Source organism: Streptomyces sp. R21 (genome assembly GCF_041051975.1).
Lineage (GTDB): Bacteria > Actinomycetota > Actinomycetes > Streptomycetales > Streptomycetaceae > Streptomyces.
Map to the genome: position 1 here is coordinate 9,444,629 of NZ_CP163435.1, position 19,087 is coordinate 9,463,715.

Sequence of the window (19,087 nt, forward strand, 5' to 3'; positions counted from 1 at the left end):
TAACGCTCCTCGTCTCGATCTGCCAGGTATTTTCCTTCGGACCGGCGCAGGCTCTCCCCTGGGCGCTTCGGATCCCGTCCTACAAGGGGCGCTGTGTGCAAGGGAGTTGCTAATCTGGCCAGTAAGCCCGGACGCCCCGGGCAGAGGCCTCGGGGGGATCATGAAGCCTCGGCTGGTGTTCGTCCACGGCATCGGCGGTCCGCGCGACCCGGCCGCAGAACTGGACGCCTGGTTGCGGGCGTTGGCCGAGGGCGCCCGTCACGCCGGCCACTCCCACCGCGTCCTCGACCTCGTGCAGGGCTGGGCCGCCGACGCGCGATTCGCCTACTACGGGGATCTGTTCGGCCCGCCTCAGTCGCAGGGCGGTGCATCGGAGACGGCGGACGAAGCGAACGCCGGTACCTACGCTGACGCGGTCGCCGAGCTGCTGCGGGAGACCATCGAGGAACGGCTGGCCGACCCCACCCTCCAGGACGAGGCCGCGCTGCTGCGCCGCGCACGCGCCCAACTCGCTCCGGAAGGCGTCCCCCAGGGCCCCGGCTCGGGCGCTCGGCAGCTGCTCACCGCCACCAACACTTTGCTGGCGCTGCCCGGCCTGCGGACCTTCGGCCGCTGGGCCAGTGCGGGGCTGATGGTGGGTCAACTGCGCCAGGTCGACCGCTATTTGCGCCGTGGCGAGCCCGACGAGAAGGGGTCGGCGCTGGACGTCCGTGTCCGCCGCCGGGTCGAGCAGGCCCTCGACCCCGCCGGTGCCACCCTCGTCGTCGCGCACTCGCTCGGCACCGTCGTGACGCTGGAGACGCTGCACGCGTATCCGGGGGAGGTCCCGCTGCTGGTGACGCTCGGCTCGCCGATCGGCCTGCGCACGGCGGTGCGCGCCCGGATGCTGCCACAGCCCGTGGCGGTGCCGCGCCCGGTCGGCCGGTGGCTCAACTTCTGGGACCGGGACGACCTCATCGTCGGAGCGCCACGGCTGGAGAGAGTCGTCCGGCCCAGCGTCCATTCCGTACTGCCCGTCAGCAGACGCGTGGACTCGGACGGCGCGTGGGTGCATCCGGCCGCCAAGTACCTGGCACAACCCGCCGTAGCAGGGCCCCTGGTCGAGGCGATAGAGACAGCCGCGAAGCCATGACCACCCCGGACCCGCGCCGCCACGTGCTCGTGATCGCCCCGCAGTGCGCGGAGTTGGGGCTGCTCGACGAACTGGAAGAGGTCGCCGGGTCGCTGCACGGCCTGCTCACGGATCAGTGGCGGGGCGGGTGCGCACCCGGCATCGAGGCCGCACCCTCGCTGCTGTACGGCGCCGAGGTCGACCAGGCGCGGATCGAAGCCGCGATCCGGGGCGCGGCCGAACGGGCCGGACAGGCCGGGGCCGTGCTGGTCCTCGTGCTGATCGGGCACGGCATCACCCCGGGCCGCAACTCCACCCTCTACCTCATGGCGGGCAACTCCCGCCCCGACGAGATCGCCACCGCGGTGAACGTCGGGGAGCTGCTGACCCAGGTCCTGGAGACACCAGGCCTGCCCGGGGTCTTCGCCCTCGTCGACACCTGTCACGCCGGCGGCGCGATGCCCGACCTCAAGGCACTGGACGGCGGGGTGCGTCAGGGCGCGGCCCGGCTCTCACTGCTGATGTCGGTCGGTGCCGCGCAGACGGCGTTCGGGCTCGCGTTCTCGCGCGGCGTCGTTCAGGTGCTCACGGAGGGCATCGGTGGTGCCGACGAGTTCCTGCGGGCGGACGCGCTGCTCCATGCCGTACGGGACGTGGCACCGGGGCAGGACGCACGGCGGATGGAGTACGACGGGGTCCAGCCGGGGGAGCGGCCCTGGCTCTCCCGCAACGCGAGCCACCGGCTGCCGGTCGGATCGGTGCTCGGGCCGATCGCGACCGAACAACTGGAGCTGGCTGTGGCTCCGTTGGGATGCTCCGGGCTGCTGGCGGAGCCGGTGACCGGACGGGACTCGCTCGAAACCCTGCGCCGCTCTCTGCAGGAACACGCGTCGGGCAACACCGTCGAGCTGCGGTGGGCGTTGCGCATCGTGAAGGGCGTGATCGACAGCCTGTGCACCATCGATCTCCTCGCCTCCTGGCCCGGACAGGCGCTCACCTCCGAACGGCTGCGGCGGGCGCTGTGGTCGGCCGCCGACCACCAGTCGGCGTCATCGCTGCCGGTCACCTCCGGCAGCGCCCTGCGCCGGGACGCCGTGGAGTTCCTGCGGTTGAGGACACCGGGCAGCGAGGACACGCGCACCGCCCGTCTGGCGGCTCTGGTCGCCGCGCTGGCCGCCGAGGACGGCCTTGACGAGACCTGTCGGGAGCTCCGGGCATGGGCGCGCACAGTGGACGCCGAGGTCGAACTCGTGGATGCGTTCCGGAAGCTGGAGAGCCTGGACGCCAGGATGCGGATGCGGCTGATCGTCGTCACGCGCACCGCGGCCGGTGACGTGTGGCCCTCGTGTCTCGAAGCGTGGCTGATGGATGGAGGGGAGCACTACGACGACAGGGGGTTCGACTGCAGGCCCGACCGGAAAGCCGTGGAGGGACGGCTCGGCGACGTCCTGAAATGGGCGTCCGACGAGGCGAGGAAGCTCGGAGTCCAGTTGTGCCGGGTGGAGATCGCGGCCTCTGCCGCTCTGTTGCTGCGCTGGCGCCCCGAAGAGGTACGCATCGGGGACCGTGTGGGCGTCGCGCACGATGTCGTACTGCGCTGGAGCGAGCGGCTGTGTCCGCCGGACCATCTGTGGCGGATCAACGTACGCGCCAGGGAGAAACTGGAGGCGATGGGCGCACACAGTGCCGGCCGCGCGCCGGTGGACTGGCTTGACGCGCAGGACACCGGAAAGCTCAGGGAGCTGCGCGAACGCCTCGGGAACGGGGTGTACCGAGGGGCGCTCGCGTTGAACCATCGGCCGCCGCAGTTCGTACGGGTGATGGAAGTACTTCTGGAGTACGCCCCCATTGTGCTGTGGCCGTGCGTCGGCGACTGCGTTCCGGGCAGATTCATGGACAGCCTCGACAAGTACTGGCCTCGCCTGCCCGCGGAGTTCTGTGAGGCGTATCGCTGCAGTTGGGGGCAGAGAACACAGGAGGAGTTCGAAGGCCGGGAGCATCTGGCCCAGTGGCGGACGGTGTGGCACGACATCGAGTGGCTCGACTTCTGCGACTGGTTCGGGCAGTTCACAACGGAGAGGGAGAACTCCGCATGACCTGGCAGCCCTTCTACGTCGGGGACGGCACGCCACGCGACGTCGACCTCGGCGAGCCGCCCCCGTGGCGGACCTTCCCCCGGCAGGCCCTGCATCGTCAGTTCCAGCCGCCGCCCGGTCTGGTCGGCGCGGTCAACGCCGCGCTGGTGCTGCGCAGGCCGCTGCTGGTCACCGGCCCCGCGGGGTCGGGCAAGTCCACGGTGATCGAGCAGGTCGCCGCGGAGCTCAAATTCGGTCATGTGCTGCGCTGGCACATCACCTCACGCAGCACGCTGACGGACGCGTTGTACCGCTACGACGCGCTCGGCCGCATCCATGCGCAGCGCCTCGACGGCCCGGGCGGCAGCGACGACATCGCCCCCTTCCTGCAGTTGGGGCCGCTGGGCACCGCGCTGCTCCCCGGCGAGCGTCCTCGTGCCCTGCTCATCGACGAGATCGACAAGGGTGACCTGGATCTGCCGAGCGATCTGCTCGAGGTACTGGAGCGCGGCGAGTTCGAGATCCCCGAACTGGCCCGTTACCGGGAGACCGAGGTCCGGGTGCGCGAGTGGGGGAGCACCGAACGCAGCCGGGTCGAGCGGGGGCGTGTGCAGTGCGGTCACTTCCCGTTCATCGTGATGACGAGCAATGGCGAACGTGACTTCCCTCCCGCCTTTCTCCGGAGGTGTATCCGTTTCACCATGCCGCCGCCGAACGCCGAGGCGTTGCTCAGGATCGTCCAGGCACACCTGGACGTCGGTGCGGAACCCGAACGGTCCGGGGCTGTGCACGAACTCATCCACGCATTCGTCGAACGAGTCGCGTCGGGTCAGACCTTGGCCATCGACCAGCTCCTGAACGCGGTGCATCTGCTGACCGGCGGCAGCGCCCTGGCCGGAGAGGAGAAGCAGGAGGTCATGGATCTGGTCCTGCGCGGGTTGTCCCGTGCCTGAAGGGACCTCTCCGACGTCGGAGCCGCTCGCCCGGGCGGTGGCGGCACTGAGCGCCGCCGCGCCGGAGCTGGACGGCACGGCGCTCGCCGATGTCCTCTGGCTCGCGTCCCGGATGGCCGAGGGCGCGGACCGGGGCTCCGCCGTGCCCGCGCCGGATCAGCCCACGGGAGCGGTGCGCCTGGAGCCCCCGCCGGCGTGGCAGTGGGAGGCGGCGCCTCCGGAGGAGGCCGTGCCGCCCACGGAGAGGGCGGCGGACGCTCCCGGGCGGGATGTGCACGAGCGCCTGTCCGGCGCGCCGGAGCGGATCCGCGGCGACGCGGTGGCCGCGCCGTGGGGTAGCGGCCTGCCCCTGCGCAGGGCGGTGACCGGTGCGTTGCGTCCCTGGAAGCGGCCGTGGCCACAGGGCCGCAGATCTGTCCTGGACGTCGAGGCCACCGTGGAGGCGTATGCGCGCAGCGGCGAACTGATTCCGGCGTTCCGGCCCGCGCCGGAGCGCTGGTTCGACCTTGTGCTGGTCGTGGACCGCTCACCGGCCATGGGGGTGTGGCGGGAGACGATCACCGATTTCACAGCCGCACTGGGGTGGCTCGGCGCGTTCCGCACGCTACAGGTGCGCGAGCTGACCTTCCGGGACGGGCTGCCCGAGCTCCGGGACGGGCTGCGCCAGTTGGTGGCTCCGGGCCAATTGAGTATGTCCGACGCGCGTCGGCTGGTGGTGGTCGTGTCCGACTGCGCGGCCTCGGGCTGGCGGGAACCGGATGTGTGGCGACACCTGCGGACCTGGTCCCTGTCCACGCCGGTCGCCCTCCTCAACCCGCTGCCCCAGAAGCTGTGGCGCAGAACAGGTCTCGACCTGCCGACGGTCCGGGTCTCGGCGCGTCTGCCGGGCTCGGCCGGCCCTCTTCTGGACGTCGACACCTCGCCCGTACCGGCGGACCGCAACAGCGTGGAGAAGGGCGGTGACTGGCTGCCCGTGCCAGTCCTGTCGATGGATCCGCAGGTGGTGGACCGCTGGTCACGCGCCCTGATGCGCACGGCCCCGGAGGGATGTGGTGCCGTCCTGGTCCCGCGTGAGGGACGGACCGGCAGGCCGCGACCCCGCTCCGCGGCGGCGGCCGCGGAGGGATTCCTGCACACGGCCTCGCGGCCCGCGGCCCGTCTGGCCGTGCTGTGCTCCGCCTTTGACCGGTTGAGCATGCGGCTGGTCCATCTCGTCCGCGAACAGCTCGTGCCCGAGGCGATGACGGCAGAGCTGGCCGAACTGCTCATCAGCGGGCTCTTCCGGCTGCACACCGCAGAAGACGGAACAGTCGAGCTGAGCCTGCCTCAGGACGTCCAGCTACGGCTGAGGAAGGAGCTCGCGGAGCACGAGGTGTGGCGGCTGTACCGCGTGCTGAGCGACTACTTGTCGTCCCAGGTGGGTGGCGGCCGGGACCTGCTGGCGGTGGTGCGGGGCGAGCAGGGGAGGGAACTCCCCGCGGAACTCCGGCCGTTCGCGGAGGCGTCGCAGCGGACGCTGGAACTGCTGGGGCTCTTGGAGGGCGGCCTCGTGGACGACAGTGAGGGGCACGAGCCGGAGGAAGAGCAGTTCGTCGGCGCGGCGAATCCGCCGGCCGCGCAGTACGCGGACGCGGACGCGGAGGGAGAGTTCGAACAGGCCACTCCAGTCGCGGAACCGGAATACCTTCCACGGCTTGCTCCGGCAGCCGGGGCAGCGGCGGACAACCGACCGTACTTCTTTTTGAGTTACGCGCACACACCGGCCTGGGGGTCGGGCGGCGGGGACCCTGATCACTGGGTGCACCGGCTTTTCACGGATCTGTGCGACCACATCATGGCGCTGACGGACCTCCCGGCCGGAGCCCCGGCCGGCTTCATGGACCGGGAGATGCACTCGGGGGAGGGCTGGTCGGAGAAGCTCAGCGAGAACCTGGCCACCTGCCGGGTGTTCGTGCCGCTGTTCTCCCCGCGTTACTTCACCAGTGAGAGGTGCGGGCGGGAATGGTTTGCGTTCCACGAGCGTATGGTGCGGGCGCGAGCCGCCGGGGCCGGGTCCGTCGCCGCCATCGTCCCCGCGCTGTGGACGCACATGGAGTACACCCAATTCCCGGACTCCGTACGGCACATCCATATGGACACCACCGCGTTCGGGGACCGCTACGCGACCAACGGGATCTACGGTCTGATCAAACTCAACCGGCTGCGCGACGAGTACGAGGAGACCGTGCTCGGCCTCGCCCAGCGCATCGTCCGGGTCGCCCACGAGTCGCCGCTGCCGTCCGCTCAGCCGCGCTCCTATGTGTCCACACCGACTGCCTTCAAGCCTCGTGGTGAGGGTCCCCGCCACATCCATCTGACGGTGGCAGCACCCACGCGGGACAGCATCCCGGAGCATCGGGACGGGCGCCCGTACGGCGAGGACGCACTGGACTGGAATCCCTATCGCTCGGAGAGCACCAGGCCGCTGCCCGCCTTCGCCGAAGAACTGATCCGCTCGCTCGACTACCGGATCACCGTGTCCTCCTTCGACGACGACGCCGGTGAGGACATGTTGGGGGAGGGGACAGGCAACGCGGCGCCGAGCCGTCCGGGCATTCTCCTTGTCGACCGCTGGGCACTCACCGACGACGAACGGCGGCGAAGGCTCAGGGCGTTCGATACGGCAGCGCGTCCGTGGATCACCGCGATTGTTCCCTGGGACCGAGCCGACCCGCAGGGTCATGGCGAGGAGGGCCGCAAGCTCACGAATGAGCTGGAGCGCACCCTCCCGCTGATCCTGGACCGGGGGCGGCGCACCGACTGCCGGATCGCTGTCAACGGCGTGCCCACCCTCAAGGCGTTCACCGACATCCTGCCGGCCGTCGTGGCGCACGCGACCCAGCAGTACCTCAAGAATGCCGAGGCGCATCCGCCCCGGGGCCGGCACTACCCCCGGCCCCGTCTCGTGGGCCCCACTCACCCGCCGCCGTATGGCGACCCCGAAGCCTGACGCCCTGCCCCCTCAGAACCCCATGGTCAGCGCCCCCGCATGACTGACCGCCACGGTATGCGTCACACACCCCGTGCCCGTCAGCAGATGCAGCAGGAACCCCGTGGGTTCGTCGACGTAGCCCACCGGCCCGTCCACGCGCACATTGAAGTTGCTCTGGAGGTGGGTGCTCGGCGCGGTCACCACCGTGCTGCCCGCGAACTCGCCGGTGACCGCCCGGTGCACATGGCCCGCCAGCACCCGTACGACGTGCGGATGCCGTCCGATCACCTTGCCGAACCCGTCGGAGTCCGCCAGGTTCATGCCGTCCAGGAAGGGAATGCCGATGTCGATCGGCGGATGGTGCACGCACACGAAGGCGGGCACGTCCGCGCGTCCGGACAGGATCTCGTCGAGGCGCTCCAACTGCTCGGGGCCGAGCAGGCCCGACGGGGCTCCGGGCACCTTGGAGCTGAGGACCACCAGGGTGGCCTCGGGATACTCCACCGAGTACGGGAATCCATGTGCGCCGCCCACATGTGGGCCGCCGCCGAAGACGTTCAGCAGCGAGTCGGGATCGTCGTGGTTCCCGGGCACCAGGTGCAGCGGCACGGGGAAGCGGGCGATGAGTTCCTGGAGCGTCACATATTCGTCGGCGTGTCCGCGGTCGACCAGGTCGCCGGTGACGACCACGCAGGTGGGCCGGGGGTCGAGGGCCAGGATGGAGCCGAGAGCGCGGGAGAATCGGGTGAGCCGCTCCCCGGCCAGGAGTCCCGTCGTCAGGTGCGGATCACTGAGGTGTGCCACGGAGAAGGCCATGCCCGTACGCTTCCCGTCGCGCGGCGGGGCGGCAAGCGATCCCGCTGTGGGCGAACAGGAACGCCCCACAGGCTGTGGGTTGTCGGGGCTCGTCCGGCCGCATGGCATCGCCCTCTACGCTGGACGCGTGAGCGTATCCCTGTACTACCGAGCGCGCCGGACGGCGCCGCCGAGCGAAACCGAGGCGGCCGAGGTGGAGCGCATCGCCGCCGCTCACCAGGAGTCCTTCCCGTACGAGGACGAGGAGAGCCTCTACCTCTACGAGGACCTCTATGAGGGCGGCGGCAGCGAGCCGGGCGAGATCCTGGCCGGGTCGACCAAGCTGCCCCTCGAAGAGGACCGGATGATGCCGGTGATCGCCCACGTCCTGGACTCGTTGACCGAGCTGCGCCGGGCCCTGCCGGGCGCCGACTGGCGTGTGCACATCGACGACCTGGACATCCCTTGGGGCGAGGGCGACGGGTACGCCCTGCCCGGCGGCGATCTCTAGCAAGCGCTCGGGTCCCCCGTCGTCGGCCCCCTGGGGTCAGCCCGCCGCCTCCGCCGCGACCGACCGCGCCCAGCGGTAGTCCGCCTTCCCGCTCGGCGAGCGTTGGATGCTGTCCGCGATGACCAGCTGGCGCGGGATCTTGTAGCCCGCGAGATGGCTGCGGCAGTGGGCCTGGATGTCCTCCAGAGAAGGGTGCCCGGAGCCTTCGCGCAACTGCACCACGGCCGCCACGTGGTTGCCCCACGTCTCGTCCGGCACCCCGGCGACCAGCGCGTCGTACACGTCCGGATGCGACTTGAGGGCCTGCTCGACCTCTTCGGGGTAGACCTTCTCGCCGCCGGTGTTGATGCACTGGGAGCCGCGGCCGAGGACGGTGACGATGCCCTCCTCGTCGACGGTGGCCATGTCACCGAGGAGGACCCACCGTTCGTCGCCCTTCTGGAAGAAGGTCTCGGCGGTCTTCTTCGGGTCGTTGTAGTAGCCGAGGGGGACGTGGCCGCGTTGGGCGACGCGTCCGGTCTCGCCCGGCACCACCGGCTCGTAGGTGGCAGGATCCACCACCTGCGTGCGGGAGTTGACGCGGATCCGGAAGCCGTGCTCGGGCCCCGAGTCTGCGGTCGCCGTGCCGTTGAAGCCGGATTCCGAGGAGCCGAAGTTGTTCAGCAGCATCACGTTCGGGACGAGCGCCTGGAACTGCTCGCGCACCGTCTCCGACATGATCGCCCCGGACGAGGAGACGCTGAACATCGAGGAGCAGTCGGTGCCCTTCATCGGCCCGCTCAACGCGTCGATGAGCGGCCGCAGCATCGCGTCGCCGACCAGCGACATGCTGGTGACCTTCTCCTTCTCGATGGTCCGCAGGACCTCCTCGGGCACGAACTTGCGGTGGATCACGATGCGTTGGCCGAAGTTGAAGCCGATGAAGGCGGTCAGCGTCGAGGTGCCGTGCATCAGCGGGGGAGCGGGGAAGAAGGTGATCCCCTCGCCGCCGGCCGCGACGCGTTCGGCCAGCTCCTCGGGCTTCTTGACCGGCTCGCCCGTCGGAGCGCCGCCGCCCAGCCCCGAGAAGAACAGGTCCTCCTGACGCCACATCACACCCTTGGGCATGCCGGTGGTGCCGCCGGTGTAGATGATGAACTGGTCGTCGGCCGACCGAGGCCCGAAGCCCCGCTCGGCGGACCCGGTGGCCGCTGCCTCGGTGAAGTCCACGGCGGGCAGCGCGGGCGCGCCCGGCGGGGGAGTCCCCACCCGTACCAGGTGGCGCAGCTTCTCCGCCTGCGGCAGCGCCGCCGCCACCCGCTCGGTGAACTCCCCGTCGAAGACCAGGGCCACCAGATCCGCGTCCCGGTAGAGGTAGACCAACTCCTCTTCCACATAGCGGTAGTTGACGTTGACGGGGACGATCCGCGCCTTCAGGCATCCCAGCACGGTCTGGAGGTACTCGATGCCGTTGTAGAGGTGGAGCCCGAGATGCTCGCCGGGCCGGACACCACTGTCGATCAGGTGGTGGGCGATGCGGTTGGCCGCCGCGTCCAGCTCCGCGTAGGTCAGCCGGCGCTCCGCGCCCGTCCCGGGGTGGTCGATGTACACGAGGGCCTCGCGGCCCGGAACCACGTCGACGACCGACTCGAACAGGTCGGCAAGGTTGTACTCCACCGCTCCTCCTGACCCCGGTCATGCCTGGCATCCATCGGCTCGACGGTCATCAGAGCAAAGGGCGGCGCAACTGGGAAGGGCCCGCGCAGAAGAAATCTGACTACCTGTCAGAAACCCCTTGTCCTGGCCTCGCGCCTCCTGCAACCTGTTCTCGTTCCGGAGAGCCTGTTCCGGAGAGCCTGCTTCAGAGGGTCTGTCTGACGGGAGGACGGCAATGGGTGGCACCGAACACCTCACCGTGCAGCGCGAAGGCGCCACACTGGTACTCACGCTCAACAGGCCCGAGGCCAGGAACGCGCTCTCGCTGCCGATGCTGGTCGGCCTGTACGACGGCTGGATCGAGGCCGACGCGGACGACACGATCCGCTCGATCGTGCTCACCGGGGCGGGCAGCGCCTTCTGCGCCGGAATGGACCTCAAGGCCCTGGCGGGACAGGGGATGGAGGGCCAGCAGTACCGGGACCGGCTCAAAGCCGACCCCGACCTGCACTGGAAGGCGATGCTGCGCCACCATCGCCCCCGCAAACCGGTGATCGCCGCCGTCGAGGGCCACTGCGTGGCGGGCGGCACGGAGATCCTCCAGGGCACCGACATCCGCGTGGCGGGCGAGTCGGCGACCTTCGGGCTCTTCGAGGTAAAACGCGGGCTGTTCCCCATCGGCGGCTCCACGGTCCGCCTCCAGCGGCAGATCCCGCGCACCCACGCGCTCGAAATGCTGCTCACCGGACGCCCGTACACGGCTCAGGAAGCAGCCGCCATCGGCCTGATCGGACACGTCGTGCCCGACGGCACGGCACGGGAGAAGGCCCTCGCGATCGCCGAGCAGGTCAACGCCTGCGGCCCGCTCGCCGTCGAGGCGGTCAAGGCGTCCGTGTACGAGACCGCCGAGATGACCGAGACCGACGGGCTCGCCGCCGAACTCAAGCGCGGCTGGCCGATCTTCGACACCTCCGACGCCAAGGAGGGCGCCCGCGCCTTCGCGGAGAAGCGCCCGGCCCACTACAAGCGCGCCTGACCCGCCTGCCCGTCCGGCAGCGCGCGCCTCGCCGTCCGCCCGCCCGTCGGCACGCCTGCCCCTCCCAAGGAGACACCGGGATGCCCGAAGTCCTCAAAGCCCCCCTCGTCGTCGAGTTCCCCTTCACCCGCTCCCTCGGCCCCGTCCAGAGCGCCTTCCTCACCGGCCTGCGCGAACGGGTCGTGCTCGGTGTGAAGACCGGCGACGGACGCACCCTCGTCCCGCCCGTCGAGTACGACCCCGTCACCGCCGAGGAGATCCGCGACCTCGTGGAGGTCGCCCCGACCGGCACCGTCACCACCTGGGCCTGGAACCACGCCCCCCGCCGGGGCCAGCCGCTCGACACCCCGTTCGCCTGGGTCCTGGTGAAGCTCGACGGCGCCGACACCGCTCTTCTGCACGCCCTCGACGCCCCCGGATCCGACGCCGTACGCACCGGCATGCGCGTCCGCATCCGGTGGGCCGGCGAGCGCTGCGGCGCCATCACGGACATCGCCTGCTTCGAGCCGTACGACGGCAGCGCGGAACTCACCGGCCACGACGGCCTGTTCGAGGACATGGTCACCGGGATCGTCGCGCCCGCCCGCCTCGACTACGTCTACTCGCCGGGCCGCGCCCAGGCCGCCTACATCGACGCGCTCTCCGAGCGGCGGACCGTAGGTGAACGCTGTCCGTCCTGCCAGAAGGTGTACGTGCCGCCGAGGGGTGCGTGCCCCACCTGTGGTGTCGCCACATCGGAGCGGGTCGAAGTGGGGCCGCGGGGCACCGTCACGACGTACTGCATCGTCAACATCAAGGCGAAGAACCTCGACATCGACGTGCCCTACGTCTACGCGCACATCGCCCTCGACGGCGCCGACCTCGCCCTGCACGGACGTATCGGCGGCATCCCCTACGACCAGGTGCGGATGGGGCTGCGGGTGGAGCCGGTGTGGACGGAGGGCGGCCGCTACCCCGACCACTACCGGCCCACCGGCGAACCCGACGCGGACTACGACGTGTACAAGGAGCTGATCTAGATGCGGCCCGTCAGGGACATCGCCGTCGTCGCGTTCGGGCAGACCGACCACCGGCGCACCAGCGACGAGTTCTCCGAGGTGGAGATGCTCATGCCGGTCCTGCACGACGTCCTCGACCGGACGGGCATGAAGACCAGCGACATCGGCTTCACCTGCTCCGGCTCCAGCGACTACCTCGCGGGACGCGCCTTCTCCTTCACCATGGCGCTCGACGGAGTGGGCGCCTGGCCGCCGATCTCCGAGTCGCACGTGGAGATGGACGGGGCGTGGGCGCTGTACGAGGCATGGACGAAGCTGCTCACCGGGGATGCCGACACCGCCCTGGTGTACGCCTACGGCAAGTCCTCGCCGGGCTCCGTGCGGGACGTCCTGACCCGGCAGCTCGACCCGTACTACGTGGCCCCGCTGTGGCCCGACTCCGTCGCGCTGGCCGCCCTCCAGGCGCAGGCACTCATCGACGCGGGGGAGACCGACGAGCCCGCCCTCGCCGGCGTGGCGTCCCGCAGTCGTACGGCGGCCACCTCCAACTCCCATGCCCAGCTGCGCGGTTCGGTGGCGCAGGGTGACTATCTCGTGCGTCCGCTGCGCACCGGCGACTGCCCGCCGATCGGCGACGGGGCCGCCGCGGTGATCCTCGCGGCGGGAGAGCGGGCCCGTGACCTGTGCGAGCGGCCGGCCTGGATCCGCGGCATCGACCACCGCATCGAGGCACACGGCCTCGGTGTGCGCGACCTCACCGACTCGCCGTCCACCCGCCTCGCCGCCGAGCGGGCCGGCGCCTTCGAACGGCCCGTCGACACCGCCGAGTTGCACGCGCCGTTCACCTCCCAGGAGGTGGTCCTGCGCAAGGCGCTGCGGCTCGGCGCCGACGTGGACGTGAACCCCTCCGGAGGCGCGCTCGCCGCCAACCCGGTCATGGCGGCCGGACTCATCCGCATCGGCGAGGCCGCCGCCCGCATCCACCGCGGGCTGTCCGACCGCGCACTCGGCCACGCCACCTCCGGTCCCTGCCTGCAACAGAACCTGGTCGCCGTACTCGAAGGGGATGCCCGATGAGCAAGGAGCCCGTAGCCGTCGTCGGCATCGGCCAGACCAAACATGTCGCGGCCCGCCGGGACGTCTCCCAGGCCGGACTGGTCCGCGAGGCCGCCCAACGTGCTTTGAATGACGCCGAGTTGACCTGGGCCGACATCGACGCGGTGGTCATCGGCAAGGCGCCCGACTTCTTCGAGGGCGTCATGATGCCTGAGCTCTATCTCGCCGACGCGCTCGGCGCGGTGGGCAAACCGATGCTGCGCGTGCACACCGCGGGCTCCGTCGGCGGCTCCACCGCGCTGGTCGCCACCAACCTCGTCGCGGGCCGTGTGCACGGTACCGTCCTGACCCTGGCCTACGAGAAGCAGTCCGAGTCGAACGCCATGTGGGGCCTGTCCCTGCCGATCCCCTTCCAGCAGCCGCTGCTGGCCGGCGCGGGCGGCTTCTTCGCCCCGCACGTGCGCGCCTACATGCGGCGCAGCGGCGCCCCAGACACCGTCGGCTCCCTGGTCGCCTACAAGGACCGCCGCAACGCCCTGAAGAACCCCTACGCGCACCTCCACGAACACGACATCACCCTGGAGAAGGTCCAGGCCTCACCGATGCTGTGGGACCCGATCCGCTACTCGGAGACCTGCCCGTCCTCGGACGGCGCCGTCGCGATGGTCCTCACCGACCGTGCGGGCGCGGCCCGTTCGCCCCGGCCGCCCGCCTGGATGCACGGCGGCGCGATGCGCAGCGAACCCACGCTCTTCGCGGGCAAGGACTTCGTGTCGCCCCAGGCGGGCAAGGACTGTGCGGCCGATGTGTACCGGCAGGCGGGCATCGCGGACCCGCGGCGGGACATCGACGCCGTCGAGATGTACGTGCCGTTCTCCTGGTACGAACCCATGTGGCTGGAGAACCTCGGGTTCGCCGACGAGGGCGAGGGCTGGAAGCTCACCGAGTCCGGAGTGACGGAACTGGACGGTGATCTGCCGGTCAACATGTCCGGCGGCGTCCTCTCCACCAATCCGATCGGTGCCTCCGGCATGATCCGGTTCGCCGAGGCGGCACTTCAGGTGCGCGGCCAGGCGGGAGAACACCAGGTGGACGGGGCCAGGAGGGTGCTCGGGCACGCCTACGGCGGCGGGTCCCAGTTCTTCTCGATGTGGCTGGTCGGCGCCGAGCCGCCCGCCTCCTGAAACCGTCCCCCTCACGTGGCCTGTCCGCCACCGTGACCGATCGCTAGGCTGGCGGCGGACGACGAACCGGGAGGAGCACGGACGTGGCCGAGAGCACCATCCAGGAGCACCCACTGGCGGGCTGGGACAAGCCTGAGCTGGACCTGAGCACCGCCGATTGGCAATCCAGCAGCCGAGGACGGGGTGACGTCCAGATCGCCTTTGTCGAGGGTTTCATCGCGATGCGCAACAGCGGCCGCCCGGAGAGCCCCTCCCTGATCTTCACGCCCGCGGAGTGGGGCGCGTTCGTGTCGGGAGCACGCGAGGGCGAGTTCGACCTGACCTGAGGTTCCGACGCGAATGCTGAACCGAAGCTCTGAACCGAGGTTCTGAACCGAGGTTCTGACCCGGAGGTGAATCTCTCCTCTTTCCGGACACGCGCCCTTCGAGCCCGTCCTGGGGCCGCCGCCTGAGTCACGCTGGCCCCAGGAAGCTCGAAGTGCGTGCCGGAGGCGAGGATTCCATGAGCACTCTGCCGGTCATCGCGGCCGTGGACGGATCGGACGACAGTCTGCGCGCCCTCGAATGGGCCGTCACGGCCGCCCGGACACGCGAGGCGCCGCTGCGCGTGGTCCATGTGCGGCAGTACGCGGCCTGGGCGCAGCCCGACGTCCTGGTCGCCGGACCACCCGATCCGGTCGACGACCCGGTCCTCGACCAGGTGCGCACGTACCTGGAGGGCCGCGCCGACCGACCGGTGACGGAGTACCTCGGCCTGGAGGGCCCACCGGGCGCCGTACTGCCCGGACTTGGCGAGACCGCCCAGCTCATCGTGCTCGGCTCCCGCGGCCGTGGCGGCTTCGCCAGTCTGCTGCTCGGCTCCAACGGCATGGCCGCCGCGCGCGATGCCGAGTGCCCCGTGGTCGTTGTACCGCGACCCGGCCGCGAGGTGCACGACGCGCCCGCCGTGGCACCGGGACCACGTGTGGTGGTGGGCCTTCGCGTCGACAGCCCGGATGAGGCCACGCTCGGATTCGCCTTCGACGAGGCCGACCGCAGGGACGCCCGCCTCCATGTCGTCGTCGCCTACCCGTGGCCCGCGCAGAGCTGGGCCGCGCCCGGTGGCTTCGCGGTGGCGGACGTCGACCAGCACGCCGTCGTGGGCGAGACGCGCGCGCTCGCCGACGGTTTCGTCTCCCCGTACCGCGCACGCCACCCCGATGTCCCCGTCGACGTGAGCGTGGCCGCGGGGGATGCGGCCGGACACCTCGTCGCCGCGTCCAAGGACGCCGGACTCGTCGTCGTGGGACGCCACCGACGGAGGCTGCTCGCGCCCGCGCGCATGCTGGGCTCGGTCGCCCAGGCCGTTCTGCTGCACGCGGCGAGCCCGGTGGCCGTGGTGCCGCCTGCGCCCGATCAGGACTGACGGACGCCGCATGGCATGCCCGGCGTGCCGAGCGGGAGCGCGGTGCGGCAGGCTCGCGCGTTACGTCGCTACGCACCACGCCTGACTCGGATCCTGCCGAGCCTCGCCTGCTTTAATGGATGCGGTTGGCCTTATCGTTAGCGTCATGGAGGACTCCCTCAGCACGGACGCGCGGCTCGTCCTCGACCTCGCCCTGACCATCCGGCACGACGGCCACGGCGGAGTGGCCGACGACCTGACCGACGTCACAGGACTGGTCGCGTGGGTCGAGCAGCACCGCGACGCGCTGCCGGCCGCCGAACGTTTCGTCGCCGACCACAGCATGCTCGCCGCGGTCCGCGACCTCCGTGCCGCCGCCCGCGCCCTCTTCGCCCGTGCTGTGCTTCCCGGCGCGCCCAGTCCGGCCGACGCGGCCCGCCTGATGCCGGCCGCCGAGGCCGTGGCACGCCTCAACGCGGCGGCCGCCCTCGCCCCGGCCGTGCCCGTCCTCGCCTGGCCCGACGGCGCCGACCCCGCCGTACGCCAGAAGCCGGTGGACGCGGGCGCTCCGCTCACCGCCGGCCTCGCCCGCGCCGCGATCGCCTTCCTCGCGAGCCCCGACCGGCAGCGGCTGCGCGCCTGCCACGGGCCGCGCTGTGTGCGGTACTTCATCAAGGAACATCCACGCCAGGAGTGGTGCAAGCCCTCCTGCGGGAACCGCGCCAGGGTCGCCCGGCACCATGAGCGTCACAAGAACTCCGTCCAGCGAGGCACGTGATGAGTGACAACTACCTGACGGTGATTCCGACGGATCCGTACTGGCGGCCCGGCCGGGAGGCGGCGGATCGCGCGGCGGCCGTGCTGGCCGGGATGCTTCCCGACGAAGACGCCCGACGCGGCATGGACATGATGTGGCATGACACCGTCGAGATGGTCCACTGCTATGCCAACCTGACGAAGATCTCCTGTCCGTACTGCGGCGCGGCGCTCGACACGGGGGACTGGTGGGGGAAAGCCGTCTCGGACGGCTACGACAGCGGCTTTCCCACGCTCGTGGTCACGGTGCCCTGCTGCGCCGCCGGGACCTCGATCAACGACCTGGTGTACGACTGGCCGATGGGGTTCGCGCAGTTCAGAATCGAGGTCCTGTATCCGAACCGGGGATGGCTGACCGACGGTGAACTCGCCGCGGTAACGGACGCGCTTGGGCATCCTTTGCGGCAGATCCTCATTCATATCTAGACGCTCCGCGCGCGGGTCGCCGAACGGCCTTACGGGGCCGAGATGTTGAACAGGTGCGTCGCTCGTTCCGTGCGCAGGTGCAGGGCCGTGCGGCCCCTGCGCTGTGTCGACACCAGGCCCGCCCCGCGCAATGCCCCCAGGTGCTGTGAGACCGCGCTCGGGGTGATGCCCAGGCGAATGGCCAGGGCCGCCGTCGTCAGGGGTTCGGCCAGGGCGGCGAGCAGCGCCGTCCGCGTGTGGCCGAGCACCGGGGCCAGACCGGACAGCGTCGGTGCAGGCGCCTCCCAGAGCAGGCCGACGCCCTCCGCCGGATAACGGATCGACGCGGCGGCGATCGGGGACTTGTCGACGCCCACGTTCGGCCAGTTGAAGACGCTGGGCAGCAGGACCAGGCCGTGCCCGCCGGTGTCCACCGTGTGGACGGAGTGCGGGGTGCGCCGGCCGTGCACCACCAACTGGCCGTCGTCCCAGGCGATATCCCGGTGCAGTTCGTCGAACAGCGCCTGCACCCCGCCGTCCACCAGGGTGAGCGCCCGCCTGCCGACGTCGGCCTCCAGAACCGCGCACATCCGGCCCCAGTGCGGAGCGATCAGCCGCTCGTGGCAGCGCTGGAGCGCCTCCGCGAGCCGTGCCAGCACCGCCGCGGGCTCGGGTGCCTCCTCGACCGGTACGCCCAGGACGGCGCCGTACTCCCGCTGGAAGAAGTCCTCTTCGGTGGCCCGCAGCAGCTCCAGTTCCGCCGCCATCGAGGGCAGCCGCTCCTGTGGCACCGGGAACAGGAACGACGGCATGGGCCCGGCGATCAGCGCCCGCAGCAGGGGCAACTCGTGCTCGTCGGCCAGCAGCGGCCGCGCCCCGCGCACCCACGGCTGATGCACCGCGTGCCCGCCCGTGCCCAGCAGGATCCGCAGGGCCAGGACGGTCTCGCCCAGCGGGGAGACGGCGAACCGCACCCTGGCGACCGACGCCGCGGTGAACCTGATCTCTACCGCCATCCGTGCCACCCCATCATGTAGCTGTGGCTAAACGATAGCCGGAGTCTCCAGCACCCCTCAGGGTGGCCGACATGGAACTCTTCACCTCGTACGACGGCACCGAGCTGGCCTACCACGTGCTCGGGGACGGCCCTGCGCTGGTCTGCCTGCCCGGCGGCCCGACAGCGTCCGCCTACCTGGGCGACCTCGGCGGTCTGTCCGCGCACCGGAAGTTGATCAGGCTGGACATCCGGGGCACCGGACGGTCGGCGATGCCGGAGGACATCACCTCCTGCCGCTGCGACCGACTCGTCGACGACGTGGAGGCACTGCGCGAGCACCTCGGCCTGGCCCGGATGGACCTGCTCGCACACAGCGCCGGGGCGAATGTGGCCGTGCAGTACGCGGGCCGCCATCCGGAACGCGTCGGCAGACTCGCGCTGATCACCCCGAGCGTCCGGGCCGTCGGCATCACGATCACCGGAGAACTTCGGCGCGAGACCGTGCGGCCCCGCCGGGACGAGCCCTGGTTCCCGGCGGCGTTCGCGGCCCTGGAGGCGATGGGGGCGGGCCAGGTGACCGCCGAGAACGTGCAGACCATCGCGCCGTTCTCCTACGGCCGCTGGGACGAGGCGGCTCAGGCCCACAAGGCCGCCGAGGACGAGCAGTTGAACCCGCGGATCGTGGCCGCCTTCGGCGCCGAGGGCGCTTTCGCCCCGGACGCCACGCGCGCGGCGCTCGCCCGCTTCACGCAGCCGGTGCTCCTGGTCGCCGGGCAGGTCGATCCGGGCGCTCCCGCGCCCGCAGTGGACGAGTTCGCCCAGCTGTTCCCGAATGCCGAACTCGTGATCCAGCCCGGGTCCGGACACTTCCCATGGCTCGACGACGCCGATCGGTTCGTGGCAACCATCGTGGCGTACCTGGGACGGGCCTCCGTGCCCGAGGGTTCGGCACCTCGTGTATCGGTGCACACGCCTGCTTCTCCGCCTGCTTCACTGCCTGCTTCTCCGGACGCCGGTTGAGGAATGGCCGGAGCCCGCAGATGAAGCTGACGGCGATCACACTCGACTTCGTCGATCTTCGACTGACGGGGGATGTCGACATGGGCACGCGGAGTTCACCGCGCGAGTGCGCCCTTTCGGGCGCCTGAGCACCCCCCGAG

General features: G+C 70.8%; 17 protein-coding genes. 14 read left to right on the plus strand and 3 right to left on the minus strand.

The window, feature by feature from the left end; genetic code table 11:
- The first annotated feature begins 160 nt into the window (after positions 1–160).
- From AB5J56_RS42325 to AB5J56_RS42340, 4 genes are read left to right on the plus strand one after another with little or no spacing between them, the layout of a single operon-like run.
- Positions 161–1,132, plus strand: coding sequence for an alpha/beta hydrolase (locus AB5J56_RS42325; RefSeq protein ID WP_369241357.1), 972 nt, complete (start codon positions 161–163; stop codon positions 1,130–1,132).
- Positions 1,129–3,207, plus strand: coding sequence for a hypothetical protein (locus tag AB5J56_RS42330; RefSeq protein ID WP_369241359.1), 2,079 nt, complete (start codon positions 1,129–1,131; stop codon positions 3,205–3,207). The genes AB5J56_RS42325 and AB5J56_RS42330 overlap by 4 nt, the downstream gene beginning before the upstream one ends.
- Positions 3,204–4,139 carry an AAA family ATPase gene (locus AB5J56_RS42335; RefSeq protein WP_369241361.1) on the plus strand — a complete coding sequence of 312 codons (936 nt, stop codon included), beginning with the start codon at positions 3,204–3,206 and terminating at the stop codon, positions 4,137–4,139. Before AB5J56_RS42330 ends, AB5J56_RS42335 begins: the two co-directional genes overlap by 4 nt.
- Positions 4,132–7,128, plus strand: coding sequence for a TIR-like protein FxsC (locus AB5J56_RS42340; RefSeq protein WP_369241363.1), 2,997 nt, complete (start codon positions 4,132–4,134; stop codon positions 7,126–7,128). Before AB5J56_RS42335 ends, AB5J56_RS42340 begins: the two co-directional genes overlap by 8 nt.
- Before the next feature lie 12 nt (positions 7,129–7,140).
- Here the strand turns inward: AB5J56_RS42340 and AB5J56_RS42345 are convergent, their stop codons facing one another.
- Positions 7,141–7,926: a phosphodiesterase gene (locus AB5J56_RS42345; protein ID WP_369241365.1), complete on the minus strand. Its 786-nt coding sequence runs from the start codon at positions 7,924–7,926 to the stop codon at positions 7,141–7,143.
- A gap of 127 nt (positions 7,927–8,053) precedes the next feature.
- On the opposite strand from AB5J56_RS42345, the gene AB5J56_RS42350 reads away from it, so the two are divergent.
- The gene (locus AB5J56_RS42350; RefSeq protein ID WP_369241367.1) at positions 8,054–8,416 is read left to right on the plus strand and encodes a hypothetical protein; all 363 of its coding nucleotides are present in this window, start codon (positions 8,054–8,056) and stop codon (positions 8,414–8,416) included.
- A gap of 36 nt (positions 8,417–8,452) precedes the next feature.
- Here the strand turns inward: AB5J56_RS42350 and AB5J56_RS42355 are convergent, their stop codons facing one another.
- Positions 8,453–10,072, minus strand: coding sequence for an acyl-CoA synthetase (locus tag AB5J56_RS42355; RefSeq protein WP_369241369.1), 1,620 nt, complete (start codon positions 10,070–10,072; stop codon positions 8,453–8,455).
- Positions 10,073–10,286: 214 nt separating this feature from the next.
- On the opposite strand from AB5J56_RS42355, the gene AB5J56_RS42360 reads away from it, so the two are divergent.
- The 8 genes from AB5J56_RS42360 to AB5J56_RS42395 all read left to right on the plus strand — a co-directional run bounded on the left by AB5J56_RS42360 (position 10,287) and on the right by AB5J56_RS42395 (position 16,951).
- The gene (locus tag AB5J56_RS42360) at positions 10,287–11,087 is read left to right on the plus strand and encodes a crotonase/enoyl-CoA hydratase family protein (RefSeq protein ID WP_369241371.1); all 801 of its coding nucleotides are present in this window, start codon (positions 10,287–10,289) and stop codon (positions 11,085–11,087) included.
- Between the two features lie 80 nt (positions 11,088–11,167).
- Complete coding sequence (locus AB5J56_RS42365; protein ID WP_369241373.1) at positions 11,168–12,106, plus strand: Zn-ribbon domain-containing OB-fold protein; 939 nt, start codon at positions 11,168–11,170, stop codon at positions 12,104–12,106.
- Positions 12,107–13,162: a thiolase domain-containing protein gene (locus AB5J56_RS42370; RefSeq protein ID WP_369241375.1), complete on the plus strand. Its 1,056-nt coding sequence runs from the start codon at positions 12,107–12,109 to the stop codon at positions 13,160–13,162.
- Positions 13,159–14,325, plus strand: a complete 1,167-nt coding sequence (locus AB5J56_RS42375; protein WP_369241377.1) for a thiolase domain-containing protein — start codon at positions 13,159–13,161, stop codon at positions 14,323–14,325. The genes AB5J56_RS42370 and AB5J56_RS42375 overlap by 4 nt, the downstream gene beginning before the upstream one ends.
- Before the next feature lie 83 nt (positions 14,326–14,408).
- The gene (locus tag AB5J56_RS42380; protein WP_356140279.1) at positions 14,409–14,651 is read left to right on the plus strand and encodes a DUF397 domain-containing protein; all 243 of its coding nucleotides are present in this window, start codon (positions 14,409–14,411) and stop codon (positions 14,649–14,651) included.
- A 176-nt stretch (positions 14,652–14,827) separates the two neighbouring features.
- Entirely contained in the window at positions 14,828–15,730 is a 903-nt protein-coding gene (locus AB5J56_RS42385) for a universal stress protein (protein ID WP_369241380.1), read from the plus strand.
- Positions 15,731–15,875: 145 nt separating this feature from the next.
- The gene (locus tag AB5J56_RS42390) at positions 15,876–16,487 is read left to right on the plus strand and encodes an ABATE domain-containing protein (protein ID WP_369241382.1); all 612 of its coding nucleotides are present in this window, start codon (positions 15,876–15,878) and stop codon (positions 16,485–16,487) included.
- Positions 16,487–16,951 (plus strand): hypothetical protein, encoded by a 465-nt coding sequence (locus AB5J56_RS42395; RefSeq protein ID WP_369241384.1) that lies wholly within the window; start codon positions 16,487–16,489, stop codon positions 16,949–16,951. The genes AB5J56_RS42390 and AB5J56_RS42395 overlap by 1 nt, the downstream gene beginning before the upstream one ends.
- Before the next feature lie 29 nt (positions 16,952–16,980).
- Here the strand turns inward: AB5J56_RS42395 and AB5J56_RS42400 are convergent, their stop codons facing one another.
- A complete protein-coding gene (locus AB5J56_RS42400) occupies positions 16,981–17,946 on the minus strand; it encodes a DUF5937 family protein (protein ID WP_369241386.1) in 966 nt (321 codons plus the stop codon).
- 71 nt (positions 17,947–18,017) lie between these two features.
- On the opposite strand from AB5J56_RS42400, the gene AB5J56_RS42405 reads away from it, so the two are divergent.
- Positions 18,018–18,947: an alpha/beta fold hydrolase gene (locus AB5J56_RS42405; RefSeq protein ID WP_369241388.1), complete on the plus strand. Its 930-nt coding sequence runs from the start codon at positions 18,018–18,020 to the stop codon at positions 18,945–18,947.
- The last annotated feature ends 140 nt before the right edge of the window (positions 18,948–19,087 follow it).

Excerpts from the sequence above, each read along its gene's own strand:
- AB5J56_RS42370 (WP_369241375.1), top strand. The coding sequence starts at position 12,107 with ATGCGGCCCGTCAGGGACATCGCCGTCGTCGCGTTCGGGCAGACCGAC.
- AB5J56_RS42360 (WP_369241371.1), top strand. The coding sequence starts at position 10,287 with ATGGGTGGCACCGAACACCTCACCGTGCAGCGCGAAGGCGCCACACTG.
- AB5J56_RS42405 (WP_369241388.1), top strand. The coding sequence starts at position 18,018 with ATGGAACTCTTCACCTCGTACGACGGCACCGAGCTGGCCTACCACGTG.
- AB5J56_RS42390 (WP_369241382.1), top strand. The coding sequence starts at position 15,876 with ATGGAGGACTCCCTCAGCACGGACGCGCGGCTCGTCCTCGACCTCGCC.
- AB5J56_RS42400 (WP_369241386.1), bottom strand. The coding sequence starts at position 17,946 with ATGGCGGTAGAGATCAGGTTCACCGCGGCGTCGGTCGCCAGGGTGCGG.
- AB5J56_RS42345 (WP_369241365.1), bottom strand. The coding sequence starts at position 7,926 with ATGGCCTTCTCCGTGGCACACCTCAGTGATCCGCACCTGACGACGGGA.
- AB5J56_RS42365 (WP_369241373.1), top strand. The coding sequence starts at position 11,168 with ATGCCCGAAGTCCTCAAAGCCCCCCTCGTCGTCGAGTTCCCCTTCACC.
- AB5J56_RS42330 (WP_369241359.1), top strand. The coding sequence starts at position 1,129 with ATGACCACCCCGGACCCGCGCCGCCACGTGCTCGTGATCGCCCCGCAG.
- AB5J56_RS42335 (WP_369241361.1), top strand. The coding sequence starts at position 3,204 with ATGACCTGGCAGCCCTTCTACGTCGGGGACGGCACGCCACGCGACGTC.
- AB5J56_RS42385 (WP_369241380.1), top strand. The coding sequence starts at position 14,828 with ATGAGCACTCTGCCGGTCATCGCGGCCGTGGACGGATCGGACGACAGT.
- AB5J56_RS42375 (WP_369241377.1), top strand. The coding sequence starts at position 13,159 with ATGAGCAAGGAGCCCGTAGCCGTCGTCGGCATCGGCCAGACCAAACAT.
- AB5J56_RS42325 (WP_369241357.1), top strand. The coding sequence starts at position 161 with ATGAAGCCTCGGCTGGTGTTCGTCCACGGCATCGGCGGTCCGCGCGAC.
- AB5J56_RS42395 (WP_369241384.1), top strand. The coding sequence starts at position 16,487 with ATGAGTGACAACTACCTGACGGTGATTCCGACGGATCCGTACTGGCGG.